Source organism: Neorhizobium puerariae, assembly GCF_042429745.1.
GTDB classification, from domain to species: Bacteria; Pseudomonadota; Alphaproteobacteria; order Rhizobiales; family Rhizobiaceae; genus Neorhizobium; species Neorhizobium puerariae.
Genome location: NZ_JBHMAA010000002.1, coordinates 58,983 through 73,244 on the forward strand (window position 1 = coordinate 58,983; position 14,262 = coordinate 73,244).

The window sequence follows — 14,262 nt, forward strand, 5'->3', positions numbered from 1 at the left end:
GTTATTCGCTCATTCCGCCCGTTCAGGCTTTCATGGCCTTGACGATGTCCTCGGTCATCTTCTTGGCGTCGCCGAGCAGCATCATCGTGCCATCCTTGTAGAACAGCGTGTTGTCGATGCCGGCGTAACCGGAGCCGAGCGAGCGCTTGACGAAGAGGCAGGTCTTGGCCTTGTCGACGTCGAGGATCGGCATGCCGTAGATCGGCGAGGACTTGTCGTCGCGCGCGGCCGGGTTGGTCACGTCGTTGGCGCCGATGACGTAGGCCACGTCCGCCTGCGCGAACTCGGCATTGATGTCTTCGAGTTCGAAGACCTCGTCATAGGGCACGTTCGCTTCGGCGAGCAGCACGTTCATGTGACCCGGCATGCGGCCCGCGACCGGATGGATCGCGTATTTCACCTCGACGCCGTGTTCCTTGAGCACGTCCGCCATCTCGCGCAGCGCATGCTGCGCCTGCGCCACCGCCATGCCGTAACCCGGCACGATGATGACCTTTTCGGCGTTCTGCATCAGGAAGGCCGCGTCGTCGGCGGAGCCCTGCTTCACCGTCCGCTGCACCCCGTCGTCACCGCCGGCCGTCGCCGTCTCGCCACCGAAGCCGCCGAGGATGACGGAGATGAACGAGCGGTTCATGCCCTTGCACATGATGTAGGAGAGGATCGCGCCCGACGACCCCACCAGAGCGCCGGTGATGATCAGCGCCAGATTGCCGAGCGTGAACCCGATGCCGGCGGCCGCCCAGCCCGAATAGGAGTTGAGCATCGACACGACGACCGGCATGTCGGCGCCGCCGATCGGCACGATGATCAGCACGCCGAGCGCCAGCGACAGGAGGACGACCAGCCAGAAGTCCACATGGCTTTCGCTCTGCACCAGGCCCACGACGAAAAAGACGATCAACACCAGCAGGCCGATATTGATGAAGTGCCGGTAGGGCAGCAGGATCGGCTTGCCGGACATGCGCCCGTCGAGCTTCAGGAAGGCGATGACCGAGCCGGTGAAGGTGATCGCGCCGATCGCCGCGCCCAGCGCCATTTCGACCAGCGCCTGGCCATGGATTTCGCCGATCTCGCCGATGCCGAAGGAAGCCGGCGCATAAAGCGCCGCGGCGGCGACCATGACGGCGGCGAAACCGACCAGCGAGTGGAAACCGGCGACGAGCTGCGGCATCGCCGTCATCGGAATGGTGCGGGCGATATAGGCCCCCGTTCCGCCACCGATGGCCAGCGCCAGAACGATCAGCACGAAGCCGCCGAAATTCGGCGTGGCGAGCAGGAGCGTCGTGCCGATGGCGATGCCCATGCCGACCATGCCGTAAACATTACCCTTGCGGCTGGTCGTGGGGTGGGAAAGACCCCGGAGCGCCATGATGAACAGCACACCGGAAACGAGATAGAGAAAGGCTGCGAGGTTCTGCGACATGTCTTGAGAACCCCTCAGCGATCTTTTTTCTTGTACATGGCGAGCATCCGGCTGGTCACCAGGAAGCCGCCGAAGATGTTCACCGAAACCAGCACCAGGGCGATGAAGCCGAAGCCCGTCGCAAACCCGCTTGCGGAAATGCCGACCGCGAGCAGCGCGCCGACCACGATGACCGAGGAGATCGCGTTGGTGACCGCCATCAGCGGCGTGTGCAGCGCCGGCGTCACCGACCAGACGACGTAATAGCCGACGAAGATCGACAGCACGAAAATCGCGAACCGGAAGACGAAGGGATCGATCGCGCCGCCGGAAATCCCGTGCGCCGCCACGCTTGCGGCCTCCGGCGCCTGGGCGGCCGCGGCCATCACCGCGCTGACGGCCTGGTCAAGCTGTTCCAGCGCCTTGTCCATAGCTTCACTGGCCATCAAAGCTCCTCCTTCTTCGCGGCGTCTTCTGCGGCAGCCTTCTTGCGCGGTTTCACGGTCCTGGCCGGCTTGGCTGCGGGTTCTTCCTGCCCGGCAGGTACGGCCGGCGCTTCCGTTGCGAGCGCCGCGGCGGCTTCGGCAAAGGTCGGATGCACGACCGCGCCGCCTTCGGGGCCGCCATGCGTCAGCATGGTCGCCTTGACGAGTTCGTCCTCGACATTGACGGCAAATTCCTTCGTGCCCTTGTCGACCATCGTTTCGATAAAGGCGTAAAGGTTGCGGGCATAAAGCGCCGAGGCGGATGCCGCGATACGGCCGGCGACATTGGCGTAACCGATGACGGTGACGCCCTCGACGGCAGCCACCCTGCCCTTTTCCGAGCCCTCGATATTGCCCCCGCGCTCGACGGCGAGGTCGACCGCGACCGAACCCGGCTTCATCGAAGCCAGCATGGCGCGCGAGACGAGGCGCGGCGCGGCGCGACCGGGGATGAGGGCCGTGGTGATGACGATGTCCTGTTTGGCGATATGCTCGGCCACTAGCGCGGCCTGCTTCGCCTGGTATTCCGCCGACATCGGCTTGGCGTAACCGGCGGCTGTTTCGGCCGCTTTGAATTCCTCGTCCTCGACGGCGATGAACTTCGCGCCGAGCGAAGCGACCTGCTCCTTGGCAGCGGGCCGCACGTCGGTTGCGGTGACCACCGCGCCGAGACGGCGGGCGGTCGCGATCGCCTGCAGGCCGGCGACGCCGGCGCCCATGACGAAGACCTTGGCGGCGGGAACGGTGCCGGCGGCGGTCATCATCATCGGCATGGCGCGGCCATATTCGTGGGAGGCGTCGATGACGGCGCGGTAGCCGGCGAGGTTCGCCTGGGACGACAGGACGTCCATGGACTGGGCGCGGGTGATGCGCGGCATCAGCTCCATCGCGAAGGTGGTGAGCCCCGCCTTCGCCATCGCGGCCAGCGCCGCCTCGTTGCCGTAGGGGTCCATGACCGCGAACACGACGGTTCCCGGCTTGTAGGAAGCGATCTCCGTCACCGTCGGCCGGTTGACCCGCAGCACGATATCGGCGGCTGCCGCATCGGCGGCGGTGCCGATCCGTGCGCCCGCGGCCTCGAAATCACCATCCGGGACGCCCGAAGCGATCCCTGCGCCCTTTTCCACCACGACCGAAAAGCCGAGGCCGGCAAACCGCTTCACCGTTTCGGGTGATGCCGATACGCGGGGTTCCTCTGAACCTTCGCGGCTTACAAAAATGATCTTCGCCAAAGACTGTTTCCTCCCAGTCGATATCGCAGAAGGGCGACATGGATCACCCCTCCCTGCGCCAGAGACAAATCTGGCGTGTCAGGATCAGCGCAGCAGGAAGACGCCGGCGACGTTGAGAACGATGAAGACGATCAGGCTGCCGAGAAAGCCGGCGCCGCCGAAGAAGCCGGCCGCCATCGCGATCAGCAGCACGGCGATGACCATCGTGCCCCATTTCGTGCCGGCGAGGAACATGTTGTAGGTCTTTTCATGTTCCGAATAGTCCATGGAAGCGCCCGTTTCCGCCGGCCCGCTATGGTGATTGTCCATCTGTCCCGTCTCCTTGAAACCGCCGCGCGCGGCCCGCAGGATCAATGCGTTCTGGCGCGCGACAAAAACCCTCGTCGACATCCGGAACGCGCCCGTGACGGCGCGACGAACATCACCTCAGGCCTTACACAAAGCCGCCGGAAAGCGCAATGCCACCAAATGCCGCTCCCGGTACGCCTTTCGGCATCAGGTCACATAGGCCATTTCGGCAGAATTCGGCCGGCCGGCGATCCGGGCCGTGGGAAGGATGGTGAGCGGCGCGGTTTCGAAATTCGAACGCGCGAACAGCATCCGCCGTTCGTATGCCTCCGACTGGAAGGCCGGAAAGCGCTTCATCATCTTGGAACGCAGCTCGCGGGTCAGCGAGGTGAGCAGCATCAGGTCGAAATCGTATTGCGGAATACGCCGCGGCGGAACGAGCGGCTGGGCAAAGAAGAACCGGCGGTAAAATGCGGCATGCGCGGGACGGATCGGCTGCAGAACCCGATCGGCATCGAAATAGATCGCCGCGACCGGGGTCAGCCGCACCGTCAGATAGGGCATGGCCGCAAGCTCGGTCGCATATTCCGGCGCGATCGCGAAGCGGGCGGAATCGATCAGCGTCATCCCGGAATCGAGAAGCGCGTTCACGGCCTCCGGGAATATCCCGATCGACTGGCAGACGCGATGTTCGGGCGTCACGTAGTGGATGCGGATCGTGCTAACCAGCGTCTCGTCGTGATACACGCCGAACACATGCGCGTTGCGGTCGAAATCGATCTCGTCGATAAGCCGCGTGGCGTTCACGGGCAGGACGCCATGCGTCTTGTAGGCCTTGTAGCGAAGCCTGGCGATATCCTCGAAATCCTCATGGCTTTCGATCCGCCGGTATTCGACGTGGTCCAGCGTGGTGAGAAGCTTGTTGGAAAAATTTCCGTCTGAAAAGGTCTTGTCCATCGGCATTGGGTCATTTCCTGGGCGTTAACCAGGAATTAACCCTAAAAGACTTGCCGCCCGCAACAAACAGGCAAAGAATTTAATAAACTTCTAAATATTATGGTTAACAAAGGGTTAACGCACAGTTCACCCTGTGCGAAATCCTTACACTTCTGTCTAGTTTTTAAGCAGGAGGTCAGCGCGCAGCCGCTCTGAACGGCGGGTTTTCCACAGTCTTGGCGCCGCGATGCATGGCGGAAAGCTTGGCGGCCGGCGCGGCTTCCGCCGCAAGCTCGACGATCCTGCTGGCCTCCACCGGCATGGAATACACGAAACCCTGCACCAGATCGGCGAAGCTGTGGCGGTTGATCAGCCCGAGCTGGTCCCCTGTCTCGACGCCCTCGACGACGATCTTCAGGCCCAGCTCCCGCGACAGGTTGACGATGCCGCGCAGGAGCTTCAGCTTGCGCTGGTCCTCGCCGAGATTGCGAATGAAGGCGCGATCGATCTTGACGACGTCGAGCGGCAGCGTGTCGAGATAGCTGAGGCTCGAGAAGCCGGTGCCGAAGTCGTCGATCGCGATCGTCACGCCGGTCTTCCGGAACCGGTTGAGGATGGCGCTGACGGCCACCGGTTCGTCCATGAAGCAGCTTTCCGTCACTTCCAGATGCAGCCGCGACGGATCGAGCGAATGCCGTTTCAGCGCTTCCGCCACGTAGCCGACGATATCGTCGTTGCGCAGGTCCTGGATCGACAGGTTGACGGAAACGCCAAGCGGTTCGGGCCAGGCTGCGCAGTCGCGGCAGGCCCGGTCGACGACCAGATGCGTGATCTGGGAGACGAGCCCCATCTCCTCCGCCATCGGAATGAAGACGTTCGGCCCGACCGGCCCGCGCTCCGGATGGCGCCAGCGCACCAGCGCCTCGCAGCACTCGATGGCGGAGCCGTCGGGCCGGTACATGGGCTGGTAGACGACGTGCAGGGCACCGTTGGCAATCGCCTGGCGAAGGTCGGCGCGAAGCTTCTGGTCGTCGATATACTGGGCGTCCATTTCCGACCGGAAGACCGTCAGCGTGCCGTGGCCCGCCGATTTCGCATGGTTGAGCGCAAGGTCAGCCTTGATCTGCCATGTCTCCATGTCGAAATCCTGCGAGGACAGCATGACGCAGCCGCTGTTCATGGAGACCGTCAAGAGCAGGCCCTCCACATGATAGTCCCCCTGGATGTCCGCATGAATCCGGCGGACCTGACGCTCCAGGTCGCAATTGTCGTCGGAACCGAGAAGCAGAAGCACGAATTCGTCGCCGATCAGGCGCCCCGCCAGCAGGTTGTCCGTCTTGAAGGTGGAAAACCTCGCGGCGATCGCCGCCAGCAGCCGGTCGCCCACCACATGCCCGCGCATGTCATTGACATGCTTGAAACCGTCCACATCGAAGAGCGCGAGGGCCGCCAGCGCCCCGCCGCGGCCCTTCACCTTTTCGGCCGCCAGATCCGCGAAATGCCCCCGGTTCGGAAGGCCGGTCAGCGCATCGAACTGCACCAGGTGCAGGACTTTTTCCTCCGCCGCGATACGCGCGGTGACGTCCTCGAAAATCAGCACGACGCCGCCGTCGCTGCGGGAACTGACCGAGAATTCCAGGCGGCGTTCGTCCCTGAACGTGAAAAGGGCGCGCTCCAGCGATCCGTCGGCCAGCCGCGAGAGCTGGCGGAGGATGGGCTCGGGCACGTTTTCCGCATCCTCGCAGAGCACCGCCGCGAAATCGCGGTCCTTCAGGTCGCTCTTCTTGTCGAGGCCGAGGAGATCGCGGGCGCGGCGGTTGATCACCTGGATCTTGCCCGTGCCGTCGAGCATGACGAGGCCGTGGGAAATCGTCTTCAGGGCGATGTCGAAGCGGCCGGCGATGATCGCCATCTTCCGCGAGGAGATGACGTTCTCATAGAGGAAGTCGCGCACGCCGTTCGCCATCGACCGGGTGGTCAGTCCGAACGGAATGAGCAGGAGCGACATCAGGGCGAGATGCAGGTCTTCCGTGAACAGGCAGGCGATCAGGATCGGCCCGCAGCATCCGAGCGTCTGCAGGTCCACGGCGATGCGCGACCCGTAGTTCCGGCCGACGACCGACATCATCGAGCCGAGCGTCATGGCGATGCAGGTAAAGCCGACGAACGTGTTCTGCAGCACCAGCAGGGCATAACCGCTGGCGACGCCCAGCAGGAAGGCCGCCAGGAACGCGCCGATGACATACTGCTGCTCCCAGGCCGCGATCTGCTCGTGCGTCAGCGATGTCTTGTCCACCTTGTCGAACCGGCTGAACCAATACATGCGATAGGCGAAGACCGAGGCAAAACCACCCGCGAAGAGGAGATAGAACTGCGAACCGCTGTAATGGAAAACGAGCAGGCACCACAGGACGTGAACAACCACCCCGGTCCACAATGTGCCGCGATTTCCAAACAGCGATGCGACGAACGACAGATAGACATCCGTCGACAACGTCTTCGCTTCGATCTCTTTCATCGGGTTCATCCCTTTGCGTCCGGCTAACACTGCGGAAAACCCTTTAAAAATTGATTGTCCGAACGCGCCGCGCCCCCTTTCATAGGGGGGTTCTTCAGAATTTGCTCAATAAATTGAAAACAGGATAGCTAAAATTCTTGGGGGCGTCCGCGCGCATGCCGGGCCGGCTGCAACGTCAGCCTGTGCAAATCGGCCGCCATCCGGGCTTTTTCTGGGCAAAAACGCGGTTTATTAGGACTTTCCTTTTCTTAGACCTTGGTTTACATCGCGTTCCCAGAACGGGCGGGATAGAAGGAGACCCGTTTTTGAAATGGGGAAATTATGGCTGCGTTACTGAAATTGAGCGGTCTCATCGACCGCCTGAGTGAAATCATTGGCAAATTTTCCGGATATCTCGTTCTTTTCTGCACTCTGATCAGTGCCGGCAACGCCATTATCCGCTACCTTTTCAATTACAGTTCGAACGGCTGGCTCGAGATCCAGTGGTATCTCTTCGGCTTCATCGTGCTGATGGGCGCGTCCTACACGCTCAAACTCAACGAGCATGTGCGCGTCGACCTGGTCTACGGCGCCGTGTCGGAGAAGACCCGCCTGTGGATCGACGTGCTGGGGCTGGTGTTTTTCCTCATTCCCGGCTGCATCTATCTCGCCTGGCTGGCCTGGCCGTTCTTCACGATCTCCTATGTCCAGAACGAGATATCGTCGAATGCCGGCGGCCTCATTCGCTGGCCGGTCAAGCTCGTCATCGTCGCAGGCTTCGTTCTCCTGGCGCTGCAGGGCCTCTCGGAACTCGTAAAGCGCATCGCCGGCCTCATGGGCATCCTCCAGGTCGACACGACTTACGAAAAACCGCTGCAATAACAATAAATTCGGGGGAAAGCCGCCAATGTTCGAATACGGTATAATGCCGCCGGCCATGTTCCTGGGCATGATCATCTTCATGCTCTACGGGTTCCCGGTCGCCTTTTCGCTGTCCGCCGTCGGCCTCTTCTTCGGCCTGCTCGGCATCGCCACGGGTCATTTCGAGTTCGCCTTCCTGCAGGCCCTGCCGCTCAGGATCTTCGGCATCGTCTCGAACGACCTGCTGCTCGCCATCCCGTTCTTCACCTTCATGGGCGCGGTGCTGGAACGCTGCGGCCTTGCGGAGGACCTTCTGGAAGGAACCGGCAAGCTGTTCGGCGCGATCCCCGGCGGCCTCGCCTACGCGGTCATCCTCGTCGGCGCGATCCTCGGCGCCATCACCGGCACGGTCGCGGCCTCGGTCATCACCATGGGCGTGATCTCGCTGCCGATCATGCTGAAATACGGCTACAACCCGCGGCTTGCCACCGGCGTCATCGCCGCCTCGGGCACCATCACGCAGGTCATTCCGCCATCGCTCGTCCTGATCGTGCTCGCCGACCAGCTCGGCCGCTCGGTCGGCGACATGTATCTCGGCGCGATCGGCCCCTCGATCCTGCAGGTCGTGATCTTCCTGCTGTTCATCCTGGCCCTGTCGATCTTCCGCCCGAAGGACGTGCCGCCGCTGCCGCTCGAAGCCCGCGGAGAGATGAACGCCGCGCTGGTCATCAAGGTCCTGTGGGGCATGATCCCGTCGATCGTGCTGATCTTCCTCGTGCTCGGCACCATCTTCATGGGTCTCGCGACCCCGACGGAAGCCGGCGCGCTCGGCGTCGTCGGCGCCATGGTGCTTGCGGCGCTGCATCGCCGCCTCACCTGGGACCTCATCCGCCAGGGCATGCACTCCACCATGACGATCACCTCCATGGTGGTCTTCATCCTGGTCGGCGCCACCTGCTTCAGCCTCGTCTTCCAGGGCATGGACGGCGGACTGTGGATCGAATACCTGCTGAGCCACGTTCCCGGCGGCGCGGTCGGCTTCCTGATCTTCGTCAACATCTTCGTCTTCTTCCTGGCGTTCTTCCTCGATTTCTTCGAGATCGCCTTCATCGTCCTGCCGATGCTGGCCCCGGTGGCCCATTCGCTCGGCATCGACCTGATCTGGTTCGGCGTGCTCCTCTGCGTCAACATGCAGACGAGCTTCATGCACCCGCCCTTCGGCTTCGCGCTCTTCTATCTGCGCTCGATCGCCCCGAAGTCCGTCAAGACCAGGGATATCTATCTCGGCGCCATTCCGTGGCTCGGCATGCAGCTCATCCTCGTGGCGATCATCATCTTCTGGCCCGAATCCGTCATCTACTGGCTGGACAAGACCCCGGAAGTGGACCTGAACACGATCAAGATCGAAGTGCCCGGCTTCGGTTCGGGCAGCGGCAACCAGATGCCGAATTTCGGCTTGCCGCCAATGGACGGCGCGCCGGCCCAGCCCGGTCAGCCAAGCCAGCCGGCCATGCCGAACTTCGGCGAGCCGCCCAAGATCAATCCATAAGGAATGCCGCCATCTCAAGCCCAGGATTTTCCAGGGCTTTTGCCTGCGGTGCCTGCCCGGCTTCCACACCGCGCGCGGCATCGTGTCGACAAACAAGAAAGTCGAGTCGACAAGCAAAAACATGAAGTTGACAAACAAAAACCCCGGACCTTCCGGTCCGGGGTTCGTTGAGGGCCGAGCCTCGATGCCTGACGATCAGAGCTTGCCGTTGCGCTGCTGGATCATCATGAAGGTATCGAACGTGTATTCGGAAAGCTGCATCCAGAGATAGCCCTCCTTCTTGAAGGAGACCTGGTCCTCGTAGATCTTCTTGAAGTCCGCGTTCTTGGACGAGATGTCCTTGTAGACCTCCAGGGACGCGTTGTAGCAGGCCTCCAGGATATCCTGGCTGAACGGACGCAGCGTCGTGCCCTGCGAAACGATCTGCTTGATCGCCATCGGGTTCTTCGAATCGTATTTCGCCATCATATTGGTGTTGGCGAAAGCGCAGGCATCGGTCAGCGCCGCCTGATAGGCCTTCGGCAGGCTGTTCCACTTCTCCAGGTTGATGAATGCGTGGATGGTCGGGCCGCCTTCCCAGAAGGCCGGATAGTAGTAGTATTTCGCAACCTTCGCGAAGCCCAGCTTGTTGTCGTCGTAGGGACCGACCCACTCGGCGGCGTCGATCGTGCCCTTTTCGAGCGCCGGATAGATATCGCCGCCGGCGATCTGCTGCGGCACCGCGCCGAGCTTTTCGAGCACCCGGCCCGCAATGCCGGCGATGCGCATCTTCACGCCCTTGAAGTCGTCGACGGTGTTGATCTCCTTGCGGAACCAGCCGCCCATCTGCGCACCGGTATTGCCGGCCGGCAGGCCATAGATGTTGTGCTTGGCATAGAACTCGTTCAGCAGCGTATTGCCGTTGCCCTGATAGAACCAGGCATTGGAAAGCCGGGCATTGAGGCCGAAGGGGATCGCCGTACCGATGGCGAAGGTCGGGTCCTTGCCGACAAAATAATAGGAGCAGGTATGGCACATCTCGACGGTCGAGTTGCTGACCGCGTCGGCGGCCTGCATCCCCGGCACGATTTCCGCCGCTGCAAAGGGCTGGATGGTGAAATTACCGTCCGTTGCGGCGGCGACATGCTTGGCGATGTCTTCCGCGCCGCCATAGATGGTGTCGAGCGACTTCGGGAATGAAGACGTCAGACGCCAGGTGATCTTGGGGTTGGACTGCGCGATGGCCGGAGCGGCGAGCACCGTCGCTGCGGCGGCGCCGGCGCCCGTGACGGCAGCCTTTTTGAAGAATGAACGACGATCCATGAAATACCTCCCAGTGGTGACAACCGAGGGTTTCCCGTTCCCATTCCCCCGGTTCCGCATCGAAGTAAACATGTTGCTTGAACGGTTGCAAGCGCCGCCGCCGATATTCCTCAATGCGGGAAGTTCTTTTGTCCTTAGACTTTCGTAGCGCATTGCCTGGAACGAGATTCACAAAGAATTTCAAAGGGAAATTGCTTATTCTTTGTGCAATGCCAGGCGCGCGCCCGCACCGCGAACTTGACTTGCGGCAGCTTCCGGCGTCACAAGGTTCACGATGCGACCGCCGCATGCCTGACCCGGAGATTCCCATGCCGAAACCGATCGTCGCCGTGCCTGCCGATATCCGCGAACTGGACGGAGCGCTCTGGCACGCCACCCCCAACCAGTATGTCCGGGCGGCACTCAAGGTGGCGGATGTGATGACCTTCATCATCCCGGCCTTCGAGGAAGGCAACGAGACCGACGCCATCCTCGACCGGGTCGACGGCGTTCTGGTCTCCGGTTCGGCGACCAACGTCCAGCCGGCGCTTTACGGCAGGGAGGCCGGCGAGAGGGATGGCCCCTTCGACCCGGCGCGCGACGCGACCTCCCTGCCCCTCATCCGCCGGGCGATCGACCGGGGCATCCCGCTGCTCGCCATCTGCCGCGGCATCCAGGAGCTGAACGTGGCGCTCGGCGGCACGCTCGCAAGCGAAATCCAGGAACAGCCGGGCGTATGGGATCACCGCAAGCCGGATGTCCCGCACCGCGACGACATGTATGCGATCCGCCAGCCGGTCTTCGTGCAGGAAGGCTCCTGCATCGCCAGCTATCTCGGTCTCTCCGGCGAAGTGCAGGTGAATTCGCTGCACCGTCAGGCGATCGCCGAGACCGCGCCGAGGCTGAAGGTCGAGGCGACGGCGGAAGACGGCACTATCGAAGCCGTGTCGGTGATCGACGCCCGGAATTTCGCCGTCGGCGTGCAATGGCATCCGGAATATTGGGCCGAGACGGACGCCCCGTCCCGCGCCCTCTTCCACGCCTTCGGCGAGGCGGTTCGGGCCTACGCGCAGCGCAGGACGCTGACCGGCGCCGCCGCCTGACCCCTCGCGCCGTCAGGCCCGCGGCTTGTAGATGCCGGTCGACTGGCGGATGCGCATTTCCGGCTTGATCAGGTGTAGCCCGTCCGGCTCGTGGCTGCCGGCCAGCCGGTCGAGCAGCGCGCGCGCCGCCAGCCTGCCGACTTCCGCCTGACCGTTGGAAACCGTGGTCAATGCCGGCGTGGCGATCGAGGCTTCCTCCAGATCGTCGTAGCCGGTCACCGAAATGTCCTGCCCGGGCACGAAGCCGGCGCGGGCAATGCCGTTCATCAGGCCGATCGCGACAAGATCGTTCCAGCAGACGGCCGCGGTCGGCTTCTGCGGCAGCGACAGGAAATTCACCGCGGCCTCGAAGCCGCCCTGCTTCGAGCGGGGGCCGGGAATACGCAGGTTCGGGTCCACCTCGATGCCCGCCTTGCGCAGCGCGTTGACATATCCCTGATAACGGTCGCGGCCGGTCGAGGTCTGGTCAGTGCCGCCGATCATGGCGATGACCCGGTGCCCGAGGCCGATCAGATGGTTGGTGGCAAGCGAAATGCCGTAGCTGTCGTCACCGCGATAGGTCGGCAGGTCGACGCCTTCCATCGAACGGGCGACGAGAATCGCCGGCATGCCGTTCTGTTCGGCCAGCCTGGCGTCCTCCACCGGCGTCCCGATCGCCGGCGACATGATCACCCCGTCGCCGCCGAGCTGCAGCAGCGTCTCGATGAAGGTGCGCTGTTTCTCGACCGAGTCGTAGTGGTTGGAAAGGATGAAGGTATGGCGGCTGCGGTCGAGTTCGCTTTCGATCGCCTTGAGGATTTCCCCGTAGAACGGGTTCATGATGTCGTGCACCACGACGCCGATGATGCCGGAGCGCGAGGTGCGCAGGCTGGCGGCCCGGCGGTTGTAGATATAGCCCAGCGCCCGCGCCTGCTCCTTGATCTTTTCGCGCGTATCGATCGCCACGAGCGGGCTGTCGCGAAGCGCAAGCGAAATGGTGGCGGTGGAAAGACCGAGGCTCTCGGCAATCGTCGACAACTTGATCTTTTGCGCCATCTCCCCCACTCACGCCATCAGGCATCGTCTTTGATGTCGGAATTAAAGTTTAAATAAACAATTTAATTCCGTACGACAATCCTGTGACAGCATTTTTTCGAAGGGGCCGGCGGCGCGGCGGGTCAGTCGTCGGCGAGTGCCGGCTGGAGATTGTGCTCGACGGTTCTGAGAAGCTTCAGAAGCGTGCGCACTTCCTTGTCGGACAGGCCCTTTGCTGCGAGTGAGCCGCAATCGGCCACGGAACGGCCGATCTGCTCGACGCTCTTCTGGCCGACCTCGGTCAGGTGGACCTTCGTCAACCGGCCATCGGTGCCGTCCGGGCGGCGCTCCAGAAACCCCTGGGCCTCCATGCGGCCGATCGTGCGGGTCATGGTCGGCGCCTTCACGCCGAGCCTCGATGCAAGCTGTCCGGGGGTCAGGCCATCCTCCTCCGCGAGCATGAGGACGACGCCGTCCTGCCCTGCGTAAAGCCCGCTTTCGCCAAGGCTGCGGGAAAGCGCCGTGCGCATGGAGCGGGCGGTCTGCGTGATCGCCGGCGCAAGATCGGCGGCCGAAAAGACCTCCGGATTCTTCTTCTTGCCCGACTTGGCTTTCTTCTCACCCTTTTTCTTGCTCATCGGCTCCGCTCGTTTTGTCCTGCCGCATTTAGGCTTATATCTGCACAGCCTATCCATATCCAAACCGGGAATCGACCGCCAGATGTCGCAACCTTTGCCGCGTTATCATGACAACGATCCGACACTCGCATCCACAGAAAGAGGCGACTGGATCGCCGTCCTGCCGCTCGGCGCGCACGAACAGCACGGACCGCACCTGCCGTTCGACACCGATACGCTGATCGCCGAGGGCCTCGTAGCTCGGCTCGTCCCCGCCCTGCCCGCCGGCCTGCCGGTCACCTTCCTGCCCGCCGAACCGGTCGGTTACTCGATCGAACACATGGATGTCCCCGGCACGAAAACGCTTGCCTTCGGAGAAGCGGTCGACCGCTGGCTCGCCATCGCGGAAAAACTTCACGCACAGGGCATCCGTAAGCTGGTTCTGCTCAATGCCCATGGCGGCAACTCGCCGCTGGCGACCATCGTCGCGACCGAGGCGCGCGTGCGATTCGGCATGCTCGCGGTTGCGACCAGCTGGACGCGGTTCGGCCAGCCCGAGGGCTGGATCAGGCCGGAGCACAAGGCGGTCGACATCCACGGTGGCGATATCGAGACCTCCGTCATGCTGGCGTTCCACCCGGACAGGGTCGACATGGCGAAAGCCCGGAACTTCGGCTCGCGCCAGTCGGATTTCGCGCGCGAATTCAAACACCTGCGCGCCTATGGCCCGCATGCCTTCGGCTGGAAGATGTCGGACCTCAACACGGAAGGTGTCGCAGGCAACGCCGCCCATGCGACCGCGGCAAGAGGCGAAACGCTCATCGCCCACGCGGTCAGGGGGATCATCGAACTGCTGGAGGACGTGGCGAAGTTCGATGTGGGAACATTGAAGTAACATCAGGCTGCCTATTCTTACAGAATGAGCGGAACAGCCCCGCCTCTCGGCAGCTTCTGCGGCAGACGGATGCCGAAACGCTGCCCTGAAAACCAATGTGAT

The 14,262-nt window shown here is 62.7% G+C and carries 13 protein-coding genes; 4 read left to right on the forward strand and 9 right to left on the reverse strand.

Going from position 1 to position 14,262, the window contains the following annotated elements:
• Positions 1-22: 22 nt before the first annotated feature.
• The 6 genes from ACFFP0_RS00945 to ACFFP0_RS00970 form a co-directional block, all read right to left on the reverse strand.
• The gene (locus ACFFP0_RS00945) at positions 23-1,423 is read right to left on the reverse strand and encodes an NAD(P)(+) transhydrogenase (Re/Si-specific) subunit beta (protein ID WP_377254733.1); all 1,401 of its coding nucleotides are present in this window, start codon (positions 1,421-1,423) and stop codon (positions 23-25) included.
• A gap of 14 nt (positions 1,424-1,437) precedes the next feature.
• Entirely contained in the window at positions 1,438-1,848 is a 411-nt protein-coding gene (locus ACFFP0_RS00950) for a proton-translocating transhydrogenase family protein (protein WP_377254735.1), read from the reverse strand.
• Positions 1,848-3,119, reverse strand: a complete 1,272-nt coding sequence (locus ACFFP0_RS00955; protein ID WP_377254737.1) for a Re/Si-specific NAD(P)(+) transhydrogenase subunit alpha — start codon at positions 3,117-3,119, stop codon at positions 1,848-1,850. The genes ACFFP0_RS00950 and ACFFP0_RS00955 overlap by 1 nt, the downstream gene beginning before the upstream one ends.
• An 84-nt stretch (positions 3,120-3,203) precedes the next feature.
• Positions 3,204-3,509, reverse strand: a complete 306-nt coding sequence (locus ACFFP0_RS00960) for an aa3-type cytochrome c oxidase subunit IV (RefSeq protein ID WP_377254740.1) — start codon at positions 3,507-3,509, stop codon at positions 3,204-3,206.
• A gap of 105 nt (positions 3,510-3,614) precedes the next feature.
• Positions 3,615-4,370, reverse strand: a complete 756-nt coding sequence (locus ACFFP0_RS00965) for an N-acyl amino acid synthase FeeM domain-containing protein (RefSeq protein WP_377254742.1) — start codon at positions 4,368-4,370, stop codon at positions 3,615-3,617.
• 169 nt (positions 4,371-4,539) lie between these two features.
• Entirely contained in the window at positions 4,540-6,861 is a 2,322-nt protein-coding gene (locus ACFFP0_RS00970) for a putative bifunctional diguanylate cyclase/phosphodiesterase (protein WP_377254745.1), read from the reverse strand.
• Positions 6,862-7,182: 321 nt separating this feature from the next.
• Between ACFFP0_RS00970 and ACFFP0_RS00975 the strand changes: the two genes are divergently transcribed.
• Complete coding sequence (locus tag ACFFP0_RS00975; protein ID WP_377254747.1) at positions 7,183-7,722, forward strand: TRAP transporter small permease subunit; 540 nt, start codon at positions 7,183-7,185, stop codon at positions 7,720-7,722.
• A gap of 25 nt (positions 7,723-7,747) precedes the next feature.
• Entirely contained in the window at positions 7,748-9,250 is a 1,503-nt protein-coding gene (locus ACFFP0_RS00980) for a TRAP transporter large permease (RefSeq protein ID WP_377254750.1), read from the forward strand.
• A 195-nt stretch (positions 9,251-9,445) separates the two neighbouring features.
• Here the strand turns inward: ACFFP0_RS00980 and ACFFP0_RS00985 are convergent, their stop codons facing one another.
• Positions 9,446-10,552: a TRAP transporter substrate-binding protein gene (locus ACFFP0_RS00985; protein WP_377254753.1), complete on the reverse strand. Its 1,107-nt coding sequence runs from the start codon at positions 10,550-10,552 to the stop codon at positions 9,446-9,448.
• A 308-nt stretch (positions 10,553-10,860) separates the two neighbouring features.
• Between ACFFP0_RS00985 and ACFFP0_RS00990 the strand changes: the two genes are divergently transcribed.
• The gene (locus ACFFP0_RS00990) at positions 10,861-11,634 is read left to right on the forward strand and encodes a gamma-glutamyl-gamma-aminobutyrate hydrolase family protein (protein WP_377254756.1); all 774 of its coding nucleotides are present in this window, start codon (positions 10,861-10,863) and stop codon (positions 11,632-11,634) included.
• 12 nt (positions 11,635-11,646) lie between these two features.
• Here the strand turns inward: ACFFP0_RS00990 and ACFFP0_RS00995 are convergent, their stop codons facing one another.
• A complete protein-coding gene (locus ACFFP0_RS00995) occupies positions 11,647-12,669 on the reverse strand; it encodes a LacI family DNA-binding transcriptional regulator (RefSeq protein ID WP_377254759.1) in 1,023 nt (340 codons plus the stop codon).
• A gap of 122 nt (positions 12,670-12,791) precedes the next feature.
• Positions 12,792-13,286 carry a MarR family winged helix-turn-helix transcriptional regulator gene (locus ACFFP0_RS01000; protein WP_377254762.1) on the reverse strand — a complete coding sequence of 165 codons (495 nt, stop codon included), beginning with the start codon at positions 13,284-13,286 and terminating at the stop codon, positions 12,792-12,794.
• 82 nt (positions 13,287-13,368) lie between these two features.
• Between ACFFP0_RS01000 and ACFFP0_RS01005 the strand changes: the two genes are divergently transcribed.
• The gene (locus ACFFP0_RS01005) at positions 13,369-14,160 is read left to right on the forward strand and encodes a creatininase family protein (protein ID WP_377254764.1); all 792 of its coding nucleotides are present in this window, start codon (positions 13,369-13,371) and stop codon (positions 14,158-14,160) included.
• Positions 14,161-14,262 lie beyond the last annotated feature (102 nt).